The sequence below is a fragment of the Rhodoferax sp. GW822-FHT04A08 genome, from assembly GCF_058801025.1.
Genome location: NZ_JBXAMW010000014.1, coordinates 102,577 through 120,434, shown reverse-complemented (window position 1 = coordinate 120,434; position 17,858 = coordinate 102,577). Strand labels below are relative to the sequence as shown.

Genomic DNA, 17,858 nt, shown 5'->3' with positions numbered 1-17,858 from the left:
CCTCCCGGCAGACATTCATATCCCCCATTCGAGTGATATTGCACTGTTGTTCGACCAGCTCAAGATTCCTTGAGATTTTCTCCCGCATAGCCCCTTTAACCATCACTGTCCTGCACGTGCCCCGCTTCGCACAATGCATAAGTATTCGCCGACCACCCTTGCGTACTACGTCGCCACTCACACCTCGTCGACTCATTCGCATTTGATAGGTGATCCTGCAGAAACATGCCGTCCTTGGTGATTCGCGTGGAGTTCACATTGGGCTGCTGCCGGTTTCAAAGACAAATACGAAGGGATTCCCTACTTTTGGGTAATAGCATCAAATGCCAAAGTTGGTCTGTAGGACAGGTCAATCTGAAACCGTTCAAAGGGAAGTCCCGAGGGTGATATTTCACGTATTGGTGTGGGTTTGGCCAAGTCTGTAATCCAGGTTCACGCCGTAGATGCCGGTGGCAAACTCGCAATCAATCGGCAGTTGAGTCGAGACAGGTTTCTAGCGTGGTACGCGCAACTTCCCGGAGGCTGCGTGGTGGCGATGGAAGCATCCGGTGGATGCCCATCATTGGGCTCGCAAGCTAATCGTGCTGGGGTTGAATGCGAAGGTGATCGCAGCCCACTTGGTGACGCCTTACCCCCTTCAAGGGAATGGTGTGTAAGAGATTCTAGACCGACACTTGATTTCCAACACTCCTTCTGCCCGCGCAGTACTTAGTGTGTCGCGTCGACAGGTTGAATCCACCACCAGTAGCGGACCTACGAAATATGTCTCAAGAATAGTTGATGGCGGGACAGTCTTCAAGCGTGCGATCGTCATGGATATTCAGCTTGAACACTGCCACCGACTGAACCAGATTGCCAGCCTGTGACCGCAAGCTGCTTGCGGCCGCCGCCATTTGCTCGACCATGGCAGCGTTCTCCTGGGTCATGCGGTCCATCTGGTTGATGGCCTCACACACATGAGCAACGCCTGCGGCCTGTTCACTGCTTGCACTGCTGATCTCTCGAACAATGTCGCTCACTCGGCGAATAGAGTTGACGATCTCGGTCATTGTTGCGCCGGCTTCATCGATCAAAGTCGTTCCCAGATTTACCCGTTCCACACTGGTACTGATCAGCCGCTTGATCTCCTTGGCCGCTTCTGCGCTTCGCCCTGCGAGGGACCGGACTTCGCTGGCCACCACAGCAAAGCCTCTACCCTGCTCACCAGCACGCGCCGCCTCCACTGCGGCGTTAAGAGCCAGGATATTCGTTTGAAAAGCAATCCCATCGATAACACCAATGATGTCAGCGATGCTCTTGGATGAGTCGTTGATCTCCTTCATGGTCCCCACTACACGTCCCACCACAGTACCGCCACGTGTCGCAATGGTTGACGCGCTCACCGCGAGTTGGTTGGCCGTAGTGGCAAGGTCAGCATTGTGGTGCACCTGTGTGCTCAATGCCTCCATGGAAGTTGTGGTCTCCTGCAGAGCGCTGGCCTGGTTTTCTGTGCGTGCAGAGAGATCTTGGTTGCCTTGGGCAATCTCTGCGCTGGCTGTGGCCACACTTTCCGAATTCTTGAGCACGTTGGTGACGACTTCCACGATGTTGACCTGCATCCGGTTCAAGGCATGCAGCACTTGACCCACCTCGTCCTGTGACTGGACGTCTATCTTCATCGTCATGTCGCCAGTGGCGAACTGGTCCGCCGCAACCTGGGCCTGATTCAGCGGCCGCATGATGGACCGTATCAGCCAACTGGATAAAACAAGTGCCAATACCAGACCCAGCGTCGCCGCAACGATGGTTGCATTGCGTGCCGTGGCGTAGGCATGTTCGCTGGCAAGGCTTTCAGCAACGGCGCCTTCATGATTGAACTCGATAAGCTTTCCGAGCTTGGCGTTGAGGTTCTCAAAACTATCCTTGGAGTCGAATTCCAACAGAGCCTTGGCACTCGACTTTTGATCCGTGCTGGAAGTGTCCAGGATCTGAGTGTGGAGCTTTTGGTAGGACTGCCATTCAATCGCAAGGTCATCGAAGAGCTTTCGCTCTTCGTCGCTCACTATCAGATCGACGTAAGCCTTACGATCCTTTTCGAAATTCGCAACGATGCCCTCCATCGACTGTGCGATGGCGGACATGGTCTTCTCGTTCAGGTTCAACACGTGCTGAAACTCGGTATTCCGAAGGTTGGCAACTCCGGCAGCCATTTGGTTGATTCGCTCCACGCTGGGCAACCACTTGGTCGTGATCTGCCTGGAGGAGGCGCGCATCAGACCCATCTGCCACACTGCCAGTGCCGAAACGCACAGCAGTATGGCGACGACCAGTCCAAAACTGAACTTGAGTCGGTTGGCGAATTTCATTTCCTTGACCATATCGGTATGTCCCCTTTTTTCCGTCAACGGGATGTGCAAGCCGCAGGTTCAGCGGCTATTGCGGCTGCAAGAGCGTTTGCGGGGCCTTTGCATTCAACAGGGTTCTGGTGCGCGCAATCACGTTCTCTGTTGTCATGCCGAAATGGGTCGCCAAGTCATTGGCCGCACCGGATTCGCCAAACGTGTCGATTCCCAGTACATCTCCTTCGAGTCCGACAACGGCACGCCACAGGCGGGTTGCACCAGCCTCAATGGCCAGACGGGGTACGCCGGCCGGCAACACCTCTTCCTGCCAGTCCTTGGGTTGATTCAGGAAGGAGTTCATGGAGGGCATGGAGACCACACGAACGCGGGTGCCTTCTTGCGTCAGCTGGTTTGCTGCGGATACGGCCAACTGCACCTCGCTACCGGTTGCGATCAGGATGACTTCCGGGGATTGACCCTGGGGTTCCGCCACGAGTGTGTAGCCCCCACGGCTCACGGCTTTGACGGTGTCTTCATCGCGTGTATGCATGGGCAGGTTCTGGCGTGACAGTGCAAGGCATGTGGGCGTGCTGGTCTGCTTCACAGCCGTTTGCCAGGCCACGGCCGTTTCCAGCGCGTCACATGGGCGCCAGCAATCCATGTTGGGAATCAGACGCAAGGTGGCCAGTTGTTCCACGGGCTGGTGCGTTGGCCCATCCTCGCCCAAACCAATCGAGTCATGGGTGAACACGAAAATGGGGGCAATGCGCATCAGCGCACTCATACGCAATGCGTTGCGGGCGTACTCGGAGAACATCAGGAAGGTGCCACCAAACGGTCGGTAGCCACCGTGCAGGAAGATGCCATTCATGATGGCCGCCATACCAAACTCCCGCACCCCGTAGTGAACGTAGTTGCCACCGGTGTCGGCTTGAACGCTGCGGCATGCCGGCCAATTGGTCAGATTGGATGGTGTCAGGTCGGCAGAGCCTCCCAGAAATTCCGGCAAATGTGCTGCCAGCTCGGTGATGGCTTCCTGTGAGGCCTTGCGCGTTGCAACCGCACCTTCACGCTGGGACCACTTGGACAGCATCTGGGCACAGACCGCATCAAAACCTTCAGGAAGCTGCCTTTGGTTGCGGCGCATGAACTCGGCAGCCTTTTCGGGATGTGCCGCCTGCCAGCTTCCAAATAACGCAGTCCATTGCTCCTGCTGGGCGTGACCACGCTCCTTGGCACTCCATTGGGTGTAGACATCCTCAGGAACCACGAACGGCTCATGCGGCCAATTCAGAACCTGGCGCACCGCGGTAATTTCGTCTTTGCCCAATGGAGCACCATGCACCTCGTGGCTACCCGCCTTGTTGGGAGAACCCTTGCCAATAACGGTACGGCAGCAAATCAGCGTGGGCTTGGAGGCCGAGGCCTTGGCCAGTTCAATGGCTGCATGGATGGCGTTGGCGTCGTGCCCATCCACGCCGCGAATCACATTCCAGCCATAGGCTTCAAAGCGTTTGGGCGTGTCATCGCTGAACCACCCTTTAACATGTCCGTCGATCGAAATGCCGTTGTCATCCCAAAAAAGGATTAGCTTGTTGAGGCCCCAGGTACCAGCCAGTGAGCAGGCCTCGTGGCTGATACCTTCCATCAGGCATCCGTCGCCACAGAATGCATAGGTGTAGTGGTCTACCACCGCATGCTCAGGCGTATTGAACTCCTTGGCCAGCAGCTTTTCCGACAATGCCATGCCTACGGCGTTCGCCACCCCCTGGCCGAGCGGGCCGGTGGTTGTCTCCACACCGGGAGTCAGAAAAACCTCCGGGTGACCGGGCGTCTTGCTGCCCAGCTTGCGGAAATTCTTCAACTCCGCGATAGGCAAGTCATATCCCGACAAATGCAGCAGCGCATACAGCAGGGCCGAGCCATGGCCGTTGCTCAGCACAAAGCGGTCTCGGTTGGGCCAGGCAGGGTCTGCAGGGTTGTGACGCAGATGCTGGTTCCACAGCACATCTGCGATATCGGCCATGCCCATAGGCATGCCGGGGTGGCCGGAATTGGCAGCCTGGACAGCATCGACCGCCAACATACGAAGCGCGTTCGCGCGAAGTGTCGTCATAGAGATTCCTTAGAGGGAGCGGCTGCCCGCGATGGGCTGCCCGGGGGGCCTAGTGAGGCAAAGTCAGGACTGGATGCGGTCCAGGATCATGCGTTCCAGCGCAATCGCATCGGCTTCGAATTGCCGAATGCCTTCGGCCAGCTTTTCCGTTGCCATGGCATCGCGATTGAGATCCAGGCGAAATTGCTGTTCACTGATCACGTGGTAAGGCGGTACAGCGGTATCCGTGATCGCAGTACCCAGGGCGCGGGTCACCGGATCGTCGGATGCCTGCAACTCGGCTAGCAGCTTGGGGCTGATCGTGAGCAAGTCACAACCAGCCAAGGCGCATATCTGCCCCACGTTTCGGAAGCTCGCTCCCATGATTTCGGTGGCGATCCCATTGGCCTTGTAACAGGCAAAGATCTGACTCACCGAACGCACGCCAGGGTCGTTGGCTCCTGCATGGGCAAGCTCATCCCACCCCGTGCCGGCTGACTTCTTGTACCAGTCGTAGATCCGTCCTACGAACGGCGAAATAAGCTGTACCTTGGCATTGGCGCAGGCAATCGCCTGTGGCAGAGAAAACAGCAGCGTCAGGTTGGTATGGATGCCTTCGCTCTCCAGCGCCTTGGCCGCCTGAATACCTTCCCAGGTGGACGCCAACTTGATGAGCACCCGAGAGGTATCCACCCCTTGCGCCTGGTAGAGCGCCAGTATCTCCTTGGCCTTGCGGATGGAGCCTTCCGTATCAAAGCTCAGGCGGGCGTCAACTTCGCTCGATACCCGGCCTGGGATGCGCTGCAGGATTTCCTTGCCAAAAGCCACGACCACGCGGCCCGCGATGCGCTCCACGGATGCGCCCCGTGCTGCGTCCACCACCTGTTCAAAGAGCGGCTTGTACTTGGCGTCACGAATGGCCTGCAACACCAGAGACGGGTTGGTGGTGGCGTCTTGCGGCGCAAACTGCGTGAGAAGCTCAAAGTCGCCAGTGTCCGCAACAACCGTCGTGTATTGCCTCAGTGCTTCGAGCTGGTTCATGACATGAACATCCCACCATCGACATTGATGGTCTGGCCGGTGATGTAGGCAGCGTCATCGGAAGACAGGAAGGTCACCACGCCGGCCACGTCTTCGCCGGAGCCGGGGCGTCCCATGGGAATGCCTTCAATCCATTCGGCCATCAGCTCACCCGGCTTGTAGTTGCCAAGCAGCTTGCCCCAGGCCTCGTCGTTGTAGGCCCACATATCGGTTTCGATGATGCCGGGGCAGAACGCGTTGACCGTGATGCCTGTCTTGGCCAATTCCTTGGCCAGGCTTTGGGTGATGCCCACCACACCAAACTTGCTGGCCGCGTAGTGGGGGGTGTAGACAAAGCCCTGGCGTGCTTGACCCGACGCGGTGTTGATCAGGCGCCCCTTCTTGCCAGCCGCCCGCATACGCACAGCAGCCTCCTGGCAGCAAAGAAACACCCCTTTGGTGTTGACCGCCATCACCTTGTCCCACTCGGATTCGCTCAGGTCTTCGAGTTTTGCAATGGTGATCACGCCAGCATTCTGGATGGAGATGTCCACCTCACCCAGTTCGACCGCCACACGCGCATAGAGAGCCTTTACTTGCTCCTTGTTGGTCACATCCAGCTCTGCGCCTATGACCTTGGCGCCTTCGACGGTCAGTGTGCCCAGCTGCTTTGCTGTGTCATGGACCAAGGCTTCATTGGCGGCCACACAGACGCTGGCCCCCTCGCGCACAAAGCGTTGTGCAATGGCCTTGCCTATGCCTCTGCTGCCACCCGTGACGACAACAACCTTGCCGGCAAATCTTCTGCTCATGATGGGTTCCTTCGGAAATCAAATCACCAGCAGACAAATCCACCGTCCACAATCAAGTCCACGCCTGTGCAAAACGACGCAGCCCGGCTGGAGAGGAACACCGCAGGGCCCACCATCTCATCCACCGTGGCCATGCGACCGAGCGGTGTGTCGCGCTCAAAAATCTTGACCTGCTCAGCCACCTCCGGGCGAAGGTTCATGGGCGTGGCGGTGTAGCCGGGGCTGATGGAATTCACGCGGATGCCGCGTTCAGACCATTCCATGGCCAGGCTCTTGCTCATGTGGATCACCGCGGCCTTGGAGCTGTTGTAGTGGGCTTGCAGAAGGCCGCGATTCACGATGGAGCCCGACATGGAAGCAATGTTCACGATGGAGCCTTTCTTTCGGGGCAGCATGACGCGTGCCTGGGCCTGGCAGCTGAGAAACACGCCATCCACATTGATGGCATGCACGCGGCGCCACTGGTCGTAGCCCATGTCTTCGGCAGGCGCTGCATTGGCAATGCCGGCGCAGTTCAAGGCAATGCTCAGTGCGCCCAGCTCGGCTTCGATGCGGTCAACGCTCGCCTTCAGGTCTGCAGCTTGGGTGACATCGCCGGTAGTGATGATCGCCTTGCGCCCCAACTTCTGAATGCTTTCAACGGTCGCTTCCAAGCCCTTTTGCTGTCCCGGCAAGTCAAAACACGCCACATCTGCGCCGGCCTCTGCCAGGCCAATCGCCAGACGCTGACCGATACCGCTTCCGGCGCCGGTCACCATGGCCACTTCACCTTTTAGATCAAACAAATTCACTTGGACACTCCTTGCATCGCTGCGTTAATGGCACTAAGGCCTGCTCTATGGGCTCTCGATAAGCCGTTTTGCCGTATCGAGATCAGTAATCAATGTGGAAATCCATTTGCCACGCAGGGAGCCCCTGATGGCTTCGAACTTCCTTGGACCGCCTGCAACGCCAATGCGGCGGCGGGCCTTCAACACCTGATCGGCTTCTATGCCGATGATTCGGTCATTCAGACCTGTGCGAACCAGCTTGCCGTTTGCGTCAAAGAAACGCAGACAGACGTCGCCAACCGCGCCTGCGGCCTTGAGTTCTTCAATATCGCGGTCTGAAAAAATGTTGCCGCTATCACGCAGCATGCGCGATGGTGCGGTGGAGCCAATCCCCATCAAAATGCCCGACAGGTTGTCAAACATGGTCAGCACGTGGGTACAGGCGGCGTCGGCTTCTATGGCCCGCTTGGCCTCGGGTGAGGCAGCGATGCCAGGCGCCATCATGAAAGTGGGCTCGGCATGAGAAAGGTGCGCCAGCCGTTCGGTAAGCTGGGTCGCAAAGCGTTGCACACTGGGTTGCCCAACACCACCAAAAGCTTGGACCACATGGCGCGTGACGCCTGAGGCCGTGGGCCGCATCACGTTCACTGCCGCCAACAGTGTGGAGCTCCAGGACGACACTGCGATGGACTCCATCGTCGGTACCATCAGCTCCAGGTAGGACGCAACCGAAGACGCCAATGCCTGGGAAATGGCGTCGTCAACATCCAGTTGTGCATCAGGAACCTCCACCACCAGGCACTCGTCAATGCCAAAGAGGCTTTCGACGCGAGACTCCACCTCCGCATGGACGCCAGGCGGAACGTGCACCGTGATTTTCACAATCCCAAGCTGCTCGGATTGCTTCAAAAGTCGTGAGACTTTGGCCTGGGACAAGCCCAGCTGTTCCGCAATTTGAGCTTGTCCCATTGATCGCTCAAAGTACATGCTGGCAATGCGTGTGGCTAAACGAAGGATTTCAGGTGTGGCGGCGCGGTGGTTTTTCATGCGGCAGATTCTCGCACCAGACCCTAAAAATGCACCGTTCAGTGGACCGCAAGGTCCATCACGTTCTGGCTGGTAGCTGCACCACGCTTCAGCTCACCCCGAACTTCGCCCCGTGCCAATACGATCACGCGGTGGGACAAGCCCAAAACCTCGTCCAGGTCAGAACTCACCACAATCACCGCCATGCCCTCGCGAGCCAGCTCGGCAATCACCTCGTAGATTTGAGCACGAGCACCCACGTCTACACCACGAGTTGGCTCATCCAAGATGATGACGTTGGGGTTGCGAGCTATCCATTTGGCGATCACGACCTTTTGTTGATTTCCCCCTGACAGGGAACCCGCAGATTGCTCGGGAACGCCCTTGACAGTGAGCTTCTCAATCAATTCTTGAGCAAAGGAGTCGCGCTTTTTGGGCCAGATCCATCCGCCCGCCCCCACCAGGTCGGCATTGCTGTATGCAATGTTCTCGGCGATCGAATGCGACAGAACTACTCCCAAGGCCTTTCTATCATCCGGCACCATGACTAGCCCCTTGCGAATGACGTCTATAGGAGATTTGGGACGAACATTTTTACCGCCGATGACAATCTCGCCCGAGGCAATCGGGTCCACGCCGGCAATGGCGCGCATAGCTTCCGTGCGCCCGGCACCCGAGATGCCGGCAAAGCCGAGGACTTCACCACGTCGGACATCAAAACTCAAATTCTTGAAGCGACCGTCCACTGCGGTCAGCTTGCGCACCGACAGCGCGACTGGGGCATCTGCGGGTGGTGCCGGAATTTCCGGGAAAAGCCGGTCCACGTTGCGGCCCACCATATCGCGCACCAGCAGATTGCGTTCCAGTTGCGCACTGGCGTGGCTGGCAACCAGACGGCCATCACGCAGCACTTCGATCCGGTCACAAATACGTGCAATTTCAGCCAGGCGGTGGCTTACGTATATGAACGAGACACCTTCTGCCTTCAGGCGCCTGACCTGCTCGAACAGACGGTCCGTTTCCTCGTCTCCCAATGCCGCAGTGGGTTCATCGAGGATGAGCATGGTGGCATTGAGCGTCAGGGCTTTGGCAATTTCCACTTGCTGCTGGGCGGCAACGCTCAGGCTGCTCACTTTGGTCCTGGCCGATACACTCAGCCCCAGCCTATGCAACTGTTCTTGCGCCCGCTCCACCATGGTGTCCATGTCGATGCGACCGTTCTTCATCAGCAGGCGTCCGACGAACACGTTTTCGGCAATCGTCAGATGGGGCAGCAAACGCATTTCCTGGTGGATCAGCCCAATGCCAGCCTGAAGTGCGTCTCCCGGCGTGCGGGGGTTGTAAGGGCGACCTTTCCACCACATTTGACCGCCCGCATCGGAGTGGGTCAGTCCGGCAATGATGGACGACAGTGTGGATTTGCCAGCACCGTTTTCACCCAACAGGGCCACACATTCGCCGGGTCGGATCTCGACGTTCACACCGCGCAAGACGGTGATGGAGCCGTAGGTCTTGCCCATGTTGCGGGCAACAAGACCGGTGTGTGGTGGTACAAATTCCGTGGATGACATGATCGGTGCTGACAGTGCAAATGGTTGGAAAGAGAAGGGGGATAACCGCCTTCCCTTTCCAGACTGGGCTTAAGGGTGCTGCTTGATGAACTGGTCCACGTTTTCCTTGGTGGTCACGCGGGCATCGGTCGGCTGATCCTTGGGCACAGCCTTGCCGGCCAATACGTCTGTCACAGCATCCACGGCCATCTTGCCCATGGTCCAGGTCTGTTGTGTAGCAGTGGCATCCAGGGTGCCGTTGTTCTTCATGGCCAGCAGGGCGCCCGGGTCTCCGTCAAAGCCAACCACCCACACCTTGTGGTTGGGCTTGGCCAGCTTGACTGCCTGGGACGCACCCATGGCAATGCCGTCGGCCTGGCCGATGATGATGTTGATGGACGGGTCGCGCTGCAGCATGTCCTGGGCAATGCGGTTGCCTTCGTCAGCAGCCCAGCGTTCGGTCCACTGGTGTTGTGAAATCTTGATGCCGCAGGAAGCCAGACCAGCAGTAAAGCCTTCGGTACGTTCCTTCTCAGGGGTGGTGCCACGTTGGCCATGGATCATGACAGCAGTGCCCTTCCCGCCTGTCTTCTCACAAATCCACTTGCCCAGTTCAGTCGTAGCAGCCACTGAGCGGCCATAGATGAAGGTGTCGCCAGGATCAGAGTCCACATTGCGGTCCACGTTAATCACGGGGACACCGGCCTTTCGGGCAGCACGAACAGGCACAGCCGCGGCGGTTGCACCAGCCGGAATGTAGACGAGTGCGTCAATCTTTTGGGCGATCAAATCTTGGATCTGATTGACCTGCGTCGCAGCATCCCCTTTTGCGTCGACCACCACAACCTTATAGCCTTTTTCCTTGCCGTAATTTTCAACACCCTGCTTGATGATGTTGAAGAAATCAGCTTGCAGGTTGGGCACTGCTACGCCGATGGTCTTGCCAGCGCCCTGGGCGTATGCCGTTCCGGCCAGCACTGTTGTTGCCACAGCAGCCAACACGAGTTTTTTGAATTTGATCATGACGTCTCCTAATTGAACTTAAAAATGGTTTTATCGGGACTTGCGCTTGTTGGTATCGAACATCACAGCGATGACGATGACGACACCGATCACGATTTGCTGAACGAACGGCGAAGTCCCGATAAGGTTTAAGCCGTTGCGCAACACACCGATCGTCAACACGCCCATGAGCGTGCCGAAGATGCTTCCTACGCCGCCAGACAAGCTGGCGCCGCCAATCACTACTGCTGCAATGGTGTCGAGCTCATAGCCCTGACCACCTGCTGGCTGCGAGGAGTCCAGGCGTGTGGACATCACCACACCGGCCAAGCCGGAGAGGAGACCGCACACCGTGTAGACACCCAAGGTGACACGTTTCACCGAGATACCTGCCAGGCGGGCCACTTCGCTGCTGCCGCCAATGGCATAGAGCGCACGCCCCGTGGCGCGGTACTTCATGAAGATGCCTGCTACCAGGGTAAGACCCAGGAACAACGCCACAGAGACGGAGAGGAAGCCCATGTAGCGTTCAATGGACAGGTCAGAGAACCAACCGGGGTAGCCCACGATCTGGCTGCCGTCGGTGATGATGTTGGCCAGCCCGCGTGCAATGGACATCACGGCCAAGGTGGCGATGAAGGGCGGCAAGTTGACCTTGACGACCAGGAAGCCGGAGAACGCGCCGCACAGTGCACCGGCGATGAGCCCAACCAGGATAGCGATGGGCATGGGCCATCCGACCACATTGGCCAGCCAACCCATGACCATCATGGACAGCGCAAGAACCGATCCGACCGAGAGGTCAATGCCGCCAATCACGATCACTGCGGTCATTCCCAACGCCATGATTCCCAGTACGGTCAGCTGGTCCACCACGTTGAGCAAATTGCGTGTGGTCAGAAACACATCCGAGAGGATGGAAAAGACCACACACAGGACGATGAGGCTGATGAGTGGAATGTGCTCCGACAAGCGCTCTTTCCAAGCGATGCTGCTCGGCTTGGTTTGTGCTTTGGTTTCGACGGCATTCATTTGCTTGCTACCTTGTTCATGTATTTCGTGCTGTGTCTCTTGTGCGTTGTGTTCAGGCACTGCGTTGTGTGCGCGACCTGGTAACTGCCAGTGCCCAGTTGTTGCGAAGTCGCGAGATTTCTTCTTCGGAACGTTCCGGCACTTCGGTCGTGACCTGTGATCTCGCCAGGCTTTGCAAGGCCGCTTCATCCCATGCGCCTTCACGCAGCCCAGCCAGGTGAGCGACGCCCAGGGCCGAGAGCTCTGGGTCCGTGCAGTGCACCACGGGCCGCTTGATGTATGCAGCAACCGATGCACGCAACGTGGCGTTGCGGGAGGGGCCACCATCCAGCAACAGTTTCTGCACGCTGTCCCCACCTCCGTCCACGGCTGCGACGACGTCGGCCACCTGGTGGGCAATGGAGTCCAGTGCCGCAGCCAGGACCTGCTGCCGGTTGGTATCCAGGGTGAGACCGCTCATGAGGCCCACAGCCCGTGCGTCCCAGTAGGGTGCCCCCAGGCCGGAGAAGGCAGGGACGATGCACAGTTCACCAGCCGGAGCCAATACGGCTTCAGCCGCTGCAACCTCAGCGTCGATGCCAAACAGGTCTGCAGCCCACCGCAGGGTTGCCCCGGCAGACCGGATATTTCCCTCATGTGCCAGTCGTGGACCGGTGCCTGCATCCCATCCGACGGTCAGGCACATGCCTTCCAGCCGTTGCGCGCCCTTGCGAGCCAGGCCCATGACGGAAGATCCGGTTCCCATGGTGGCCTTTACAGAGCCCACTTCACGCACGCCGTGGGCGTACAGCGCGGCATGGGAGTCCGCCATCACCGATGAGACCGGAACACCCGCCAGGGACGGATGCAGGCCTGCAGCGTCTGCATGTTTTCTGATGGAAGGCACGACCTCTGGCAGCATCTGCACCGGGATGTTGAAGAGACGCAGCAGGTCATCATCCCACGCGGCATTGGCCACATTGAGCAATTGGGTGCGCGATGCGTTGCCCACTTCGATGGTGCTCTCGCCACCCAGGCGGGCCACGAGCCAGGCGTCCACAGTGCCTGCAACCAGATCTGCGTTGCGGCTGGCAGTGCGGTCGGGGTCAACGCGGTCCAGCAACCAGCGAATCTTCAGGGCCGAGAACATGGGGTCCAAGGGCAGGCCGGATTTGTCCAGCACCATGTCGGTGACATGGTCGGCGGCCAACGCTTCGAGCAAACCCACAGTGCGCCGGTCTTGCCAGCTCAGGAGCGGAGTCACTGGGCTGGCATCTTTTCGATTCCAGATCAGGGCGGACTCCCGCTGGGTGGACAGTCCCACGGCTGCCACACGTGTTTGCGGCTTTTGCTCAATGCACAGACGAACCGCTTCACGCACACTCAACCAGATGGCTTGCGCATCCTGCTCCACCCAGCCCGGCTGGGGGTAGCTTTCACCCAGTGCAGCGCTGGCTTTGGCGACGATGCGACCCGTGGTGTCGACCAGCACGCATTTCGTGGCGCTGGTTCCCTGGTCAATGGCAAGTATGTGGCTCATGTTGATATCCGACTTAGGCGTTTTCAATCAACTCTAGTGCAGCCTTGGCAATGCCAGGTCCAGTGAGACCAAAGTACTCGAACAGAAAGTTTGTGGAACCGGTCGGTGCAAGCCCGGTCACGCCCAGAATACGCATGCGGGTGGGGTGCGTTTGCACAACCACTTCCGAAATGGCTGAGCCCAAACCGCCGTACACAATGGCTTCTTCCACGGTGACGATGCCTTTGGTCTCCTTGGCAGCAGCAACGACGGTCTGCACGTCCACCGGTTTGATGGAGGCAGCATTGATAACGCGTGCTTCGATACCGCCTTCGGACAGAAAGCTGGCAGCATCCAGGGCGCGTGCAACCATGGTGCCCGCGGCGATGATGGTCACGTCCTTGCCTTCGCGCAGGGTCACGAACTTGCCAGGTTCAAAGCTCACACCTTCGCGGGAAACGGCGGGTACCTTGGTGCGGCCGATGCGCATGAAGCAGGGGCGGCCGGATTTCAGGGCCCAGCGCATGGTGGCACGTGTTTCATCGGGGTCGGCCGGAACGGCAACGGTCAGATCGCCGATGGCACGTGTCCACGCCAGATCTTCAATGGAGTGGTGGGTTGGTCCCAGTTCGGCGTATGCCATTCCGGGGCTCATGCCGCAGAGGACCACGGGAAAGTTGGAATACACCACGTCTGCCTTGATCTGCTCCAGCGCGCGACCTGTCAGGAAGGGCGATGCGGCGCACACAAAAGGACGCATACCTGCGTTGGCCAGGCCTGCGGCCACGCCAACCATGTTCTGTTCGGCGATGCCGACATTGACCAGCCGATTGGGGAACGCCTTCTTGAAGGCACCCAGGTTGCTCGATCCCACGGAATCGTTGCAGACCGCCACAATGCGCGAATCCTCGCGCGCCATCTTTTCCAGCTCGTCCGCGAACGCCTGGCGGCAATCGAAACCTACGCTGCTATCAACCTTGCTCACGCTGCCACCTCTTTCATTGCTGCTTCGTACTGGGCGGCGCTTGGGACCTTGTGGTGCCACTCCACCCCGTTCTCCATAAATGACACACCCTTGCCCTTGACCGTGTTGGCGATCACTGCGCGGGGGCGCTCACCGGGGGCCATGGAAAGCACATGCAGAAGTTCTTCATACGAGTGCCCGTTGATTACGTGGGTTTCCCAGCCGAAGGCGGTCCACTTGTCCGCCAGGGGCTCAAGCTCGTTGGTCTCGGCCGTGGTGGCACCTTGCTGCAGACGATTGCGGTCCACGATCAGCGTGAGGTTTCCAAGCTTCTGCTGGGCAGCGTACATGGCCGCCTCCCAATTACTGCCTTCCTGCAGTTCGCCGTCGCCGACCACTACATAGGTCCGGAAATTCATACCCTGCAGCTTGGCAGCCGTTGCACAACCCACGCCCACCGGCAAGCCATGCCCCAGAGGACCGGTGTTGGTTTCGACGCCAGGGATTTTGTTGCGGTTGGGGTGGCCGTTCAGCGGGGACAGGTCCTTGGCGAAATGCACCAAGCGGTCAGCGCTGAAGTAGCCACTGTGGGCCAGAACGGAATACAGGGCTGCCGCGCAGTGGCCTTTGCTCAGGATGAAGCGGTCACGGGTGGGCAGGCTGATGTTGGCCGGGTCTACGGCCAAAACACCTTCATAGAGGGTGACCAGAATGTCCGTCACCGAGAAGTCGCCACCGATGTGACCCAGGCCTGCGGTGTTGATCGTGGTGAGGACTTGGCTGCGAATGAAGCGGCTGGTTGCCGCCAACCGTTCGATCTTTTTACTTTCATCGGCCTGCACAAAGTCCTGACGACGTGCACGCCACTGCGATACCGCAGCACCATCGACCACCAGAGGAGCCGAGACCTCGACACCGACTGCCTTTTGAGTATGTTGCATATTTATTCACTATTGACTTGTTATGCATTAGTATATTCACTGTTGAATCGTTATGCACTAGGGTTTTCCCCAGATCAAGGGTTTGTCGGTAGGAATTGAGGGATACCTGATCAGGTTCATCGAAAGCGCGATATCCGACTCACTGGTCGAGACAGTTGGTCAAAGAGCCTTCGAACTAGCTCTGCCAGCTTTCGTCAGCTGCGCCAAGTGCCTTGCAACAGGCGCGTGCGGTCCTCAACAGTGGCAGCTGCCATCCACGCACCTCGGTCAAACCCATTGAACGACACATGAATCCGTAGGTACTGAAAAGGGACGCGGTTGCCACAGAGCGCACCTTTGGTCGAAGTGCCTTTGTTTTTTCCGTCACAACAAAAACGCCCAGCAGTGCTGGGCGTTTCAAAGGGATTGGTACGAGCTAAGCTCAGGGCTTGGCGTGGCTGACAAACTCCACGGCGTTGAGCTCGAAGCCACCCATGCTGGGAAAGCGCCGCTCGTTGCCCAGCACCTTGATGTGCTTGAGACCAAGACTACGTAGGATTTGTGCGCCTACGCCATAGGAGCGTAGATCGCTATCGATCTTTCCAGTCTTCGGGGCCGGCTTCTCAGCCTCACCCATTGCATTGCGAACCAGATTGTCTTGGTTCTCCACGACGTTGAGTAACAGGATGACCCCTTTGCCCTCAGCTTGAATGGCTTTCTGTGCAGCCGGCAGCGGCCAGGAATGAGCGCCATCAACGTCTTCCAGAAAATCCAAAACCGACAGCGGTTCGTGCACGCGAACCATGACAGCCTCATCCGTGGACCAAGTCCCGGCCACCATGGCAAGGTGAACACCACCAAAGCGATCCTGGTAGGTCTGCAGCTCGAATTTTCCAAAGCTGTTGGTGATGGAGCGCTTGCCCTTGAGCGAGACCAGCTGCTCACTTTCGGTGCGGTACTTGATCAAGTCCGCAATGCTGCCAAGTTTGAGCCCATGCTGCTGGGCGAATATCATCAGGTCAGGAACTCGGGCCATGGTTCCATCGTCGTTCATGACTTCGCAAATGACCGAGGCAGGCATGAGGCCTGCCATTTCAGCCAGGTCGCAACCTGCCTCCGTGTGGCCAGCGCGCATAAGCACCCCCCCATTAGCCGCCCGCAGAGGGAAAACGTGACCAGGGCTCACCAGATTGGTCGATTTGGCATCCTTGGCCACCGCCACCCGGACAGTAGTGGAGCGGTCTGCTGCGGATATCCCTGTATCTATCCCATCGGCAGCCTCAATCGACACGGTGAATGCAGTGCCATGCTTGGTGCCGTTATTACTCACCATGGGAGTCAGTCCCAGCTGGTCGCAACGCTCAGGAGTCAGGGTCAGGCAAATGAGTCCGCGGCAATAGCGGGCCATGAAGTTGATCGCCTCGGGCGTTACGTGCTCAGCCGCCAGGATCACATCCCCCTCATTCTCGCGTCCTTCGTCGTCGACGAGGATCACCATTTTTCCTGCCTTGATGTCAGCCACCAACTCGGGGACCGTCGCAAAACCATTTCCACTCATACCTTGCACTCCAATTCAATCAAACTCGAAATATCTGTCAGCGGCGGCCGTATCGAACGGCCGCAAGGATTCACGCAGAACTGAGCGCCCCATGGGGGCCAGTGGGAGGTGTAAAGCGGGTGGGTAAAAACAAACTGATTCATGAACTCTTCAGTAAAAGAAAGAACAAAGAATCAGGGCACACGAGCACAGACGCACCTGACCAGCAAGGCAGATGGAGTTTGGTATCGCGCTACTCTTTCATCCGGACTGTGACCGTCGGCTCTGGAATCTCACCAGATCTGCTGACCCCGACGTTTGACATCGGGCGCTCGCGGGCTTGGCATTGCTGCCTTACCGCCGGTGGGGAGTTTCACCCCGCCCTGAGAACGCTGTCGACCAATTGGCCGACGAGCGAATTTTAGAGCACAAAGGAATGGTGGACGTCGCAGCTGTTGACCTTCCCGGCAAAACGGCGATGAGCGTATGAGTGCAATCACCCTTCCAGGCATCGTCGTATTGACTTAGGAAATGACGACGCTAAGTTCTCCCTCAATCATTAGTAAGCGGTTGTACTTGGCACCCGGGTCGGACCGGCATAAGAAACCCGTCTAAATCTGGGTGACCAGGGTACAGACGCTCAGGTCTGCAATGGTGGCGTCCTCGGTCTCACCAGAGCGGTGAGAAATCACGGAACTGTAGTCTTCGGCCATGCCGTCCTCAATGGTCATGATGGGGTATTGGTCGACCGATGCGGCGAGGTGGTCCATGAACTGGCCAGATCCAGCACATGGCCAATGTCTACTCCTGCCTTCTACCCAGCTTTCTCAACACCTTCCAATGAGCTGCAAGGCAGCCTCATTGGAAGGCAAGTTTGGCGCAATGCCGCCATCATCACCGAATGCCGTGGCATAGCGTTGCTACTTGAGCAGGCGCTTCAGGGAATGAAAGACCTCCACGCCCAAGCGCAACATCTCGAAGAAGCTGGGTGCGCCCACTTGCAGAATCATGAATTCCTGCATATCCACATTCCCAGGCGGGATGGTGGATGTACCGTCCAGCGCAATCGTCACCCGTTCCATGACATTGAGACCCAGCAGTGCGCTGCGCAGTTCACCGTTGACGTGAGAAACAGCTTTCTGAGCGCCCGTGCCAAGATAGCGACAAGCGTCTTCCTCTCCCAATTCCAATACCTCGCGCGTCCCTGTCGAAGCCCCAGAAGGAGATGCTGCAAGCCTGATGAATTAACACCGTAGTCTCACCCGTTACGCAATTTGGGCAATACGCATCAGGTTGGTGGTGCCCGAAGTT

Annotated in this window: 13 protein-coding genes, 3 pseudogenes and 1 riboswitch; of the genes and pseudogenes, 1 reads left to right on the top strand and 15 read right to left on the bottom strand. The window is 58.1% G+C overall.

All coding sequences use genetic code 11. The annotated features are described in order from the left end of the window. Positions 1–388: 388 nt before the first annotated feature. Positions 389–644: pseudogene (locus AC1RMF_RS21535) on the top strand (IS110 family transposase); the annotation flags it as partial. A 123-nt stretch (positions 645–767) separates the two neighbouring features. On the opposite strand, the gene AC1RMF_RS21530 reads toward AC1RMF_RS21535, so the two are convergent. From AC1RMF_RS21530 to AC1RMF_RS21460, 15 genes and pseudogenes are all read right to left on the bottom strand, one after another. After that, the gene (locus AC1RMF_RS21530; protein ID WP_493144219.1) at positions 768–2,345 is read right to left on the bottom strand and encodes a methyl-accepting chemotaxis protein; all 1,578 of its coding nucleotides are present in this window, start codon (positions 2,343–2,345) and stop codon (positions 768–770) included. A gap of 67 nt (positions 2,346–2,412) precedes the next feature. Further along, positions 2,413–4,437, bottom strand: a complete 2,025-nt coding sequence (gene tkt, locus AC1RMF_RS21525; protein ID WP_493144217.1) for a transketolase — start codon at positions 4,435–4,437, stop codon at positions 2,413–2,415. 63 nt (positions 4,438–4,500) lie between these two features. Beyond that, the gene (gene tal, locus AC1RMF_RS21520; protein ID WP_493144215.1) at positions 4,501–5,457 is read right to left on the bottom strand and encodes a transaldolase; all 957 of its coding nucleotides are present in this window, start codon (positions 5,455–5,457) and stop codon (positions 4,501–4,503) included. Then, the gene (locus AC1RMF_RS21515) at positions 5,454–6,248 is read right to left on the bottom strand and encodes an SDR family oxidoreductase (protein ID WP_342616505.1); all 795 of its coding nucleotides are present in this window, start codon (positions 6,246–6,248) and stop codon (positions 5,454–5,456) included. Before AC1RMF_RS21515 ends, tal begins: the two co-directional genes overlap by 4 nt. Positions 6,249–6,271: 23 nt before the next feature. After that, complete coding sequence (locus tag AC1RMF_RS21510) at positions 6,272–7,039, bottom strand: SDR family oxidoreductase (protein ID WP_493144214.1); 768 nt, start codon at positions 7,037–7,039, stop codon at positions 6,272–6,274. A 45-nt stretch (positions 7,040–7,084) separates the two neighbouring features. Then, positions 7,085–8,065, bottom strand: a complete 981-nt coding sequence (locus AC1RMF_RS21505) for a sugar-binding transcriptional regulator (RefSeq protein ID WP_493144212.1) — start codon at positions 8,063–8,065, stop codon at positions 7,085–7,087. A 38-nt stretch (positions 8,066–8,103) separates the two neighbouring features. Then, the gene (locus AC1RMF_RS21500; RefSeq protein WP_493144210.1) at positions 8,104–9,615 is read right to left on the bottom strand and encodes a sugar ABC transporter ATP-binding protein; all 1,512 of its coding nucleotides are present in this window, start codon (positions 9,613–9,615) and stop codon (positions 8,104–8,106) included. Positions 9,616–9,684: 69 nt separating this feature from the next. After that, on the bottom strand, positions 9,685–10,617 hold the full coding sequence (locus tag AC1RMF_RS21495) for a substrate-binding domain-containing protein (RefSeq protein WP_493144208.1): 933 nt from the start codon (positions 10,615–10,617) through the stop codon (positions 9,685–9,687). Positions 10,618–10,647: 30 nt separating this feature from the next. Next, positions 10,648–11,628 (bottom strand): ABC transporter permease, encoded by a 981-nt coding sequence (locus AC1RMF_RS21490; RefSeq protein ID WP_493144206.1) that lies wholly within the window; start codon positions 11,626–11,628, stop codon positions 10,648–10,650. A 52-nt stretch (positions 11,629–11,680) separates the two neighbouring features. Next, entirely contained in the window at positions 11,681–13,147 is a 1,467-nt protein-coding gene (locus AC1RMF_RS21485) for an FGGY family carbohydrate kinase (protein ID WP_493144204.1), read from the bottom strand. 13 nt (positions 13,148–13,160) lie between these two features. Then, a complete protein-coding gene (locus AC1RMF_RS21480) occupies positions 13,161–14,111 on the bottom strand; it encodes a transketolase family protein (RefSeq protein WP_342616498.1) in 951 nt (316 codons plus the stop codon). Next, positions 14,108–15,031, bottom strand: coding sequence for a transketolase (locus tag AC1RMF_RS21475; RefSeq protein ID WP_493144202.1), 924 nt, complete (start codon positions 15,029–15,031; stop codon positions 14,108–14,110). Before AC1RMF_RS21475 ends, AC1RMF_RS21480 begins: the two co-directional genes overlap by 4 nt. Positions 15,032–15,452: 421 nt before the next feature. Next, positions 15,453–16,568: a bifunctional 3,4-dihydroxy-2-butanone-4-phosphate synthase/GTP cyclohydrolase II gene (gene ribBA / locus AC1RMF_RS21470; RefSeq protein WP_493144201.1), complete on the bottom strand. Its 1,116-nt coding sequence runs from the start codon at positions 16,566–16,568 to the stop codon at positions 15,453–15,455. A gap of 227 nt (positions 16,569–16,795) precedes the next feature. Further along, positions 16,796–16,942, bottom strand: a riboswitch (FMN riboswitch). A 129-nt stretch (positions 16,943–17,071) separates the two neighbouring features. Beyond that, positions 17,072–17,248: pseudogene (gene eno, locus AC1RMF_RS21465) on the bottom strand (phosphopyruvate hydratase); the annotation flags it as partial. Positions 17,249–17,374: 126 nt separating this feature from the next. Next, positions 17,375–17,788: pseudogene (locus AC1RMF_RS21460) on the bottom strand (hypothetical protein). Positions 17,789–17,858: the final 70 nt, after the last annotated feature.

Excerpts from the sequence above, each read along its gene's own strand:
- AC1RMF_RS21530 (WP_493144219.1), bottom strand. The coding sequence starts at position 2,345 with ATGAAATTCGCCAACCGACTCAAGTTCAGTTTTGGACTGGTCGTCGCC.
- tkt (WP_493144217.1), bottom strand. The coding sequence starts at position 4,437 with ATGACGACACTTCGCGCGAACGCGCTTCGTATGTTGGCGGTCGATGCT.
- tal (WP_493144215.1), bottom strand. The coding sequence starts at position 5,457 with ATGAACCAGCTCGAAGCACTGAGGCAATACACGACGGTTGTTGCGGAC.
- AC1RMF_RS21515 (WP_342616505.1), bottom strand. The coding sequence starts at position 6,248 with ATGAGCAGAAGATTTGCCGGCAAGGTTGTTGTCGTCACGGGTGGCAGC.
- AC1RMF_RS21505 (WP_493144212.1), bottom strand. The coding sequence starts at position 8,065 with ATGAAAAACCACCGCGCCGCCACACCTGAAATCCTTCGTTTAGCCACA.
- AC1RMF_RS21500 (WP_493144210.1), bottom strand. The coding sequence starts at position 9,615 with ATGTCATCCACGGAATTTGTACCACCACACACCGGTCTTGTTGCCCGC.
- AC1RMF_RS21495 (WP_493144208.1), bottom strand. The coding sequence starts at position 10,617 with ATGATCAAATTCAAAAAACTCGTGTTGGCTGCTGTGGCAACAACAGTG.
- AC1RMF_RS21490 (WP_493144206.1), bottom strand. The coding sequence starts at position 11,628 with ATGAATGCCGTCGAAACCAAAGCACAAACCAAGCCGAGCAGCATCGCT.
- AC1RMF_RS21485 (WP_493144204.1), bottom strand. The coding sequence starts at position 13,147 with ATGAGCCACATACTTGCCATTGACCAGGGAACCAGCGCCACGAAATGC.
- AC1RMF_RS21475 (WP_493144202.1), bottom strand. The coding sequence starts at position 15,031 with ATGCAACATACTCAAAAGGCAGTCGGTGTCGAGGTCTCGGCTCCTCTG.
- ribBA (WP_493144201.1), bottom strand. The coding sequence starts at position 16,568 with ATGAGTGGAAATGGTTTTGCGACGGTCCCCGAGTTGGTGGCTGACATC.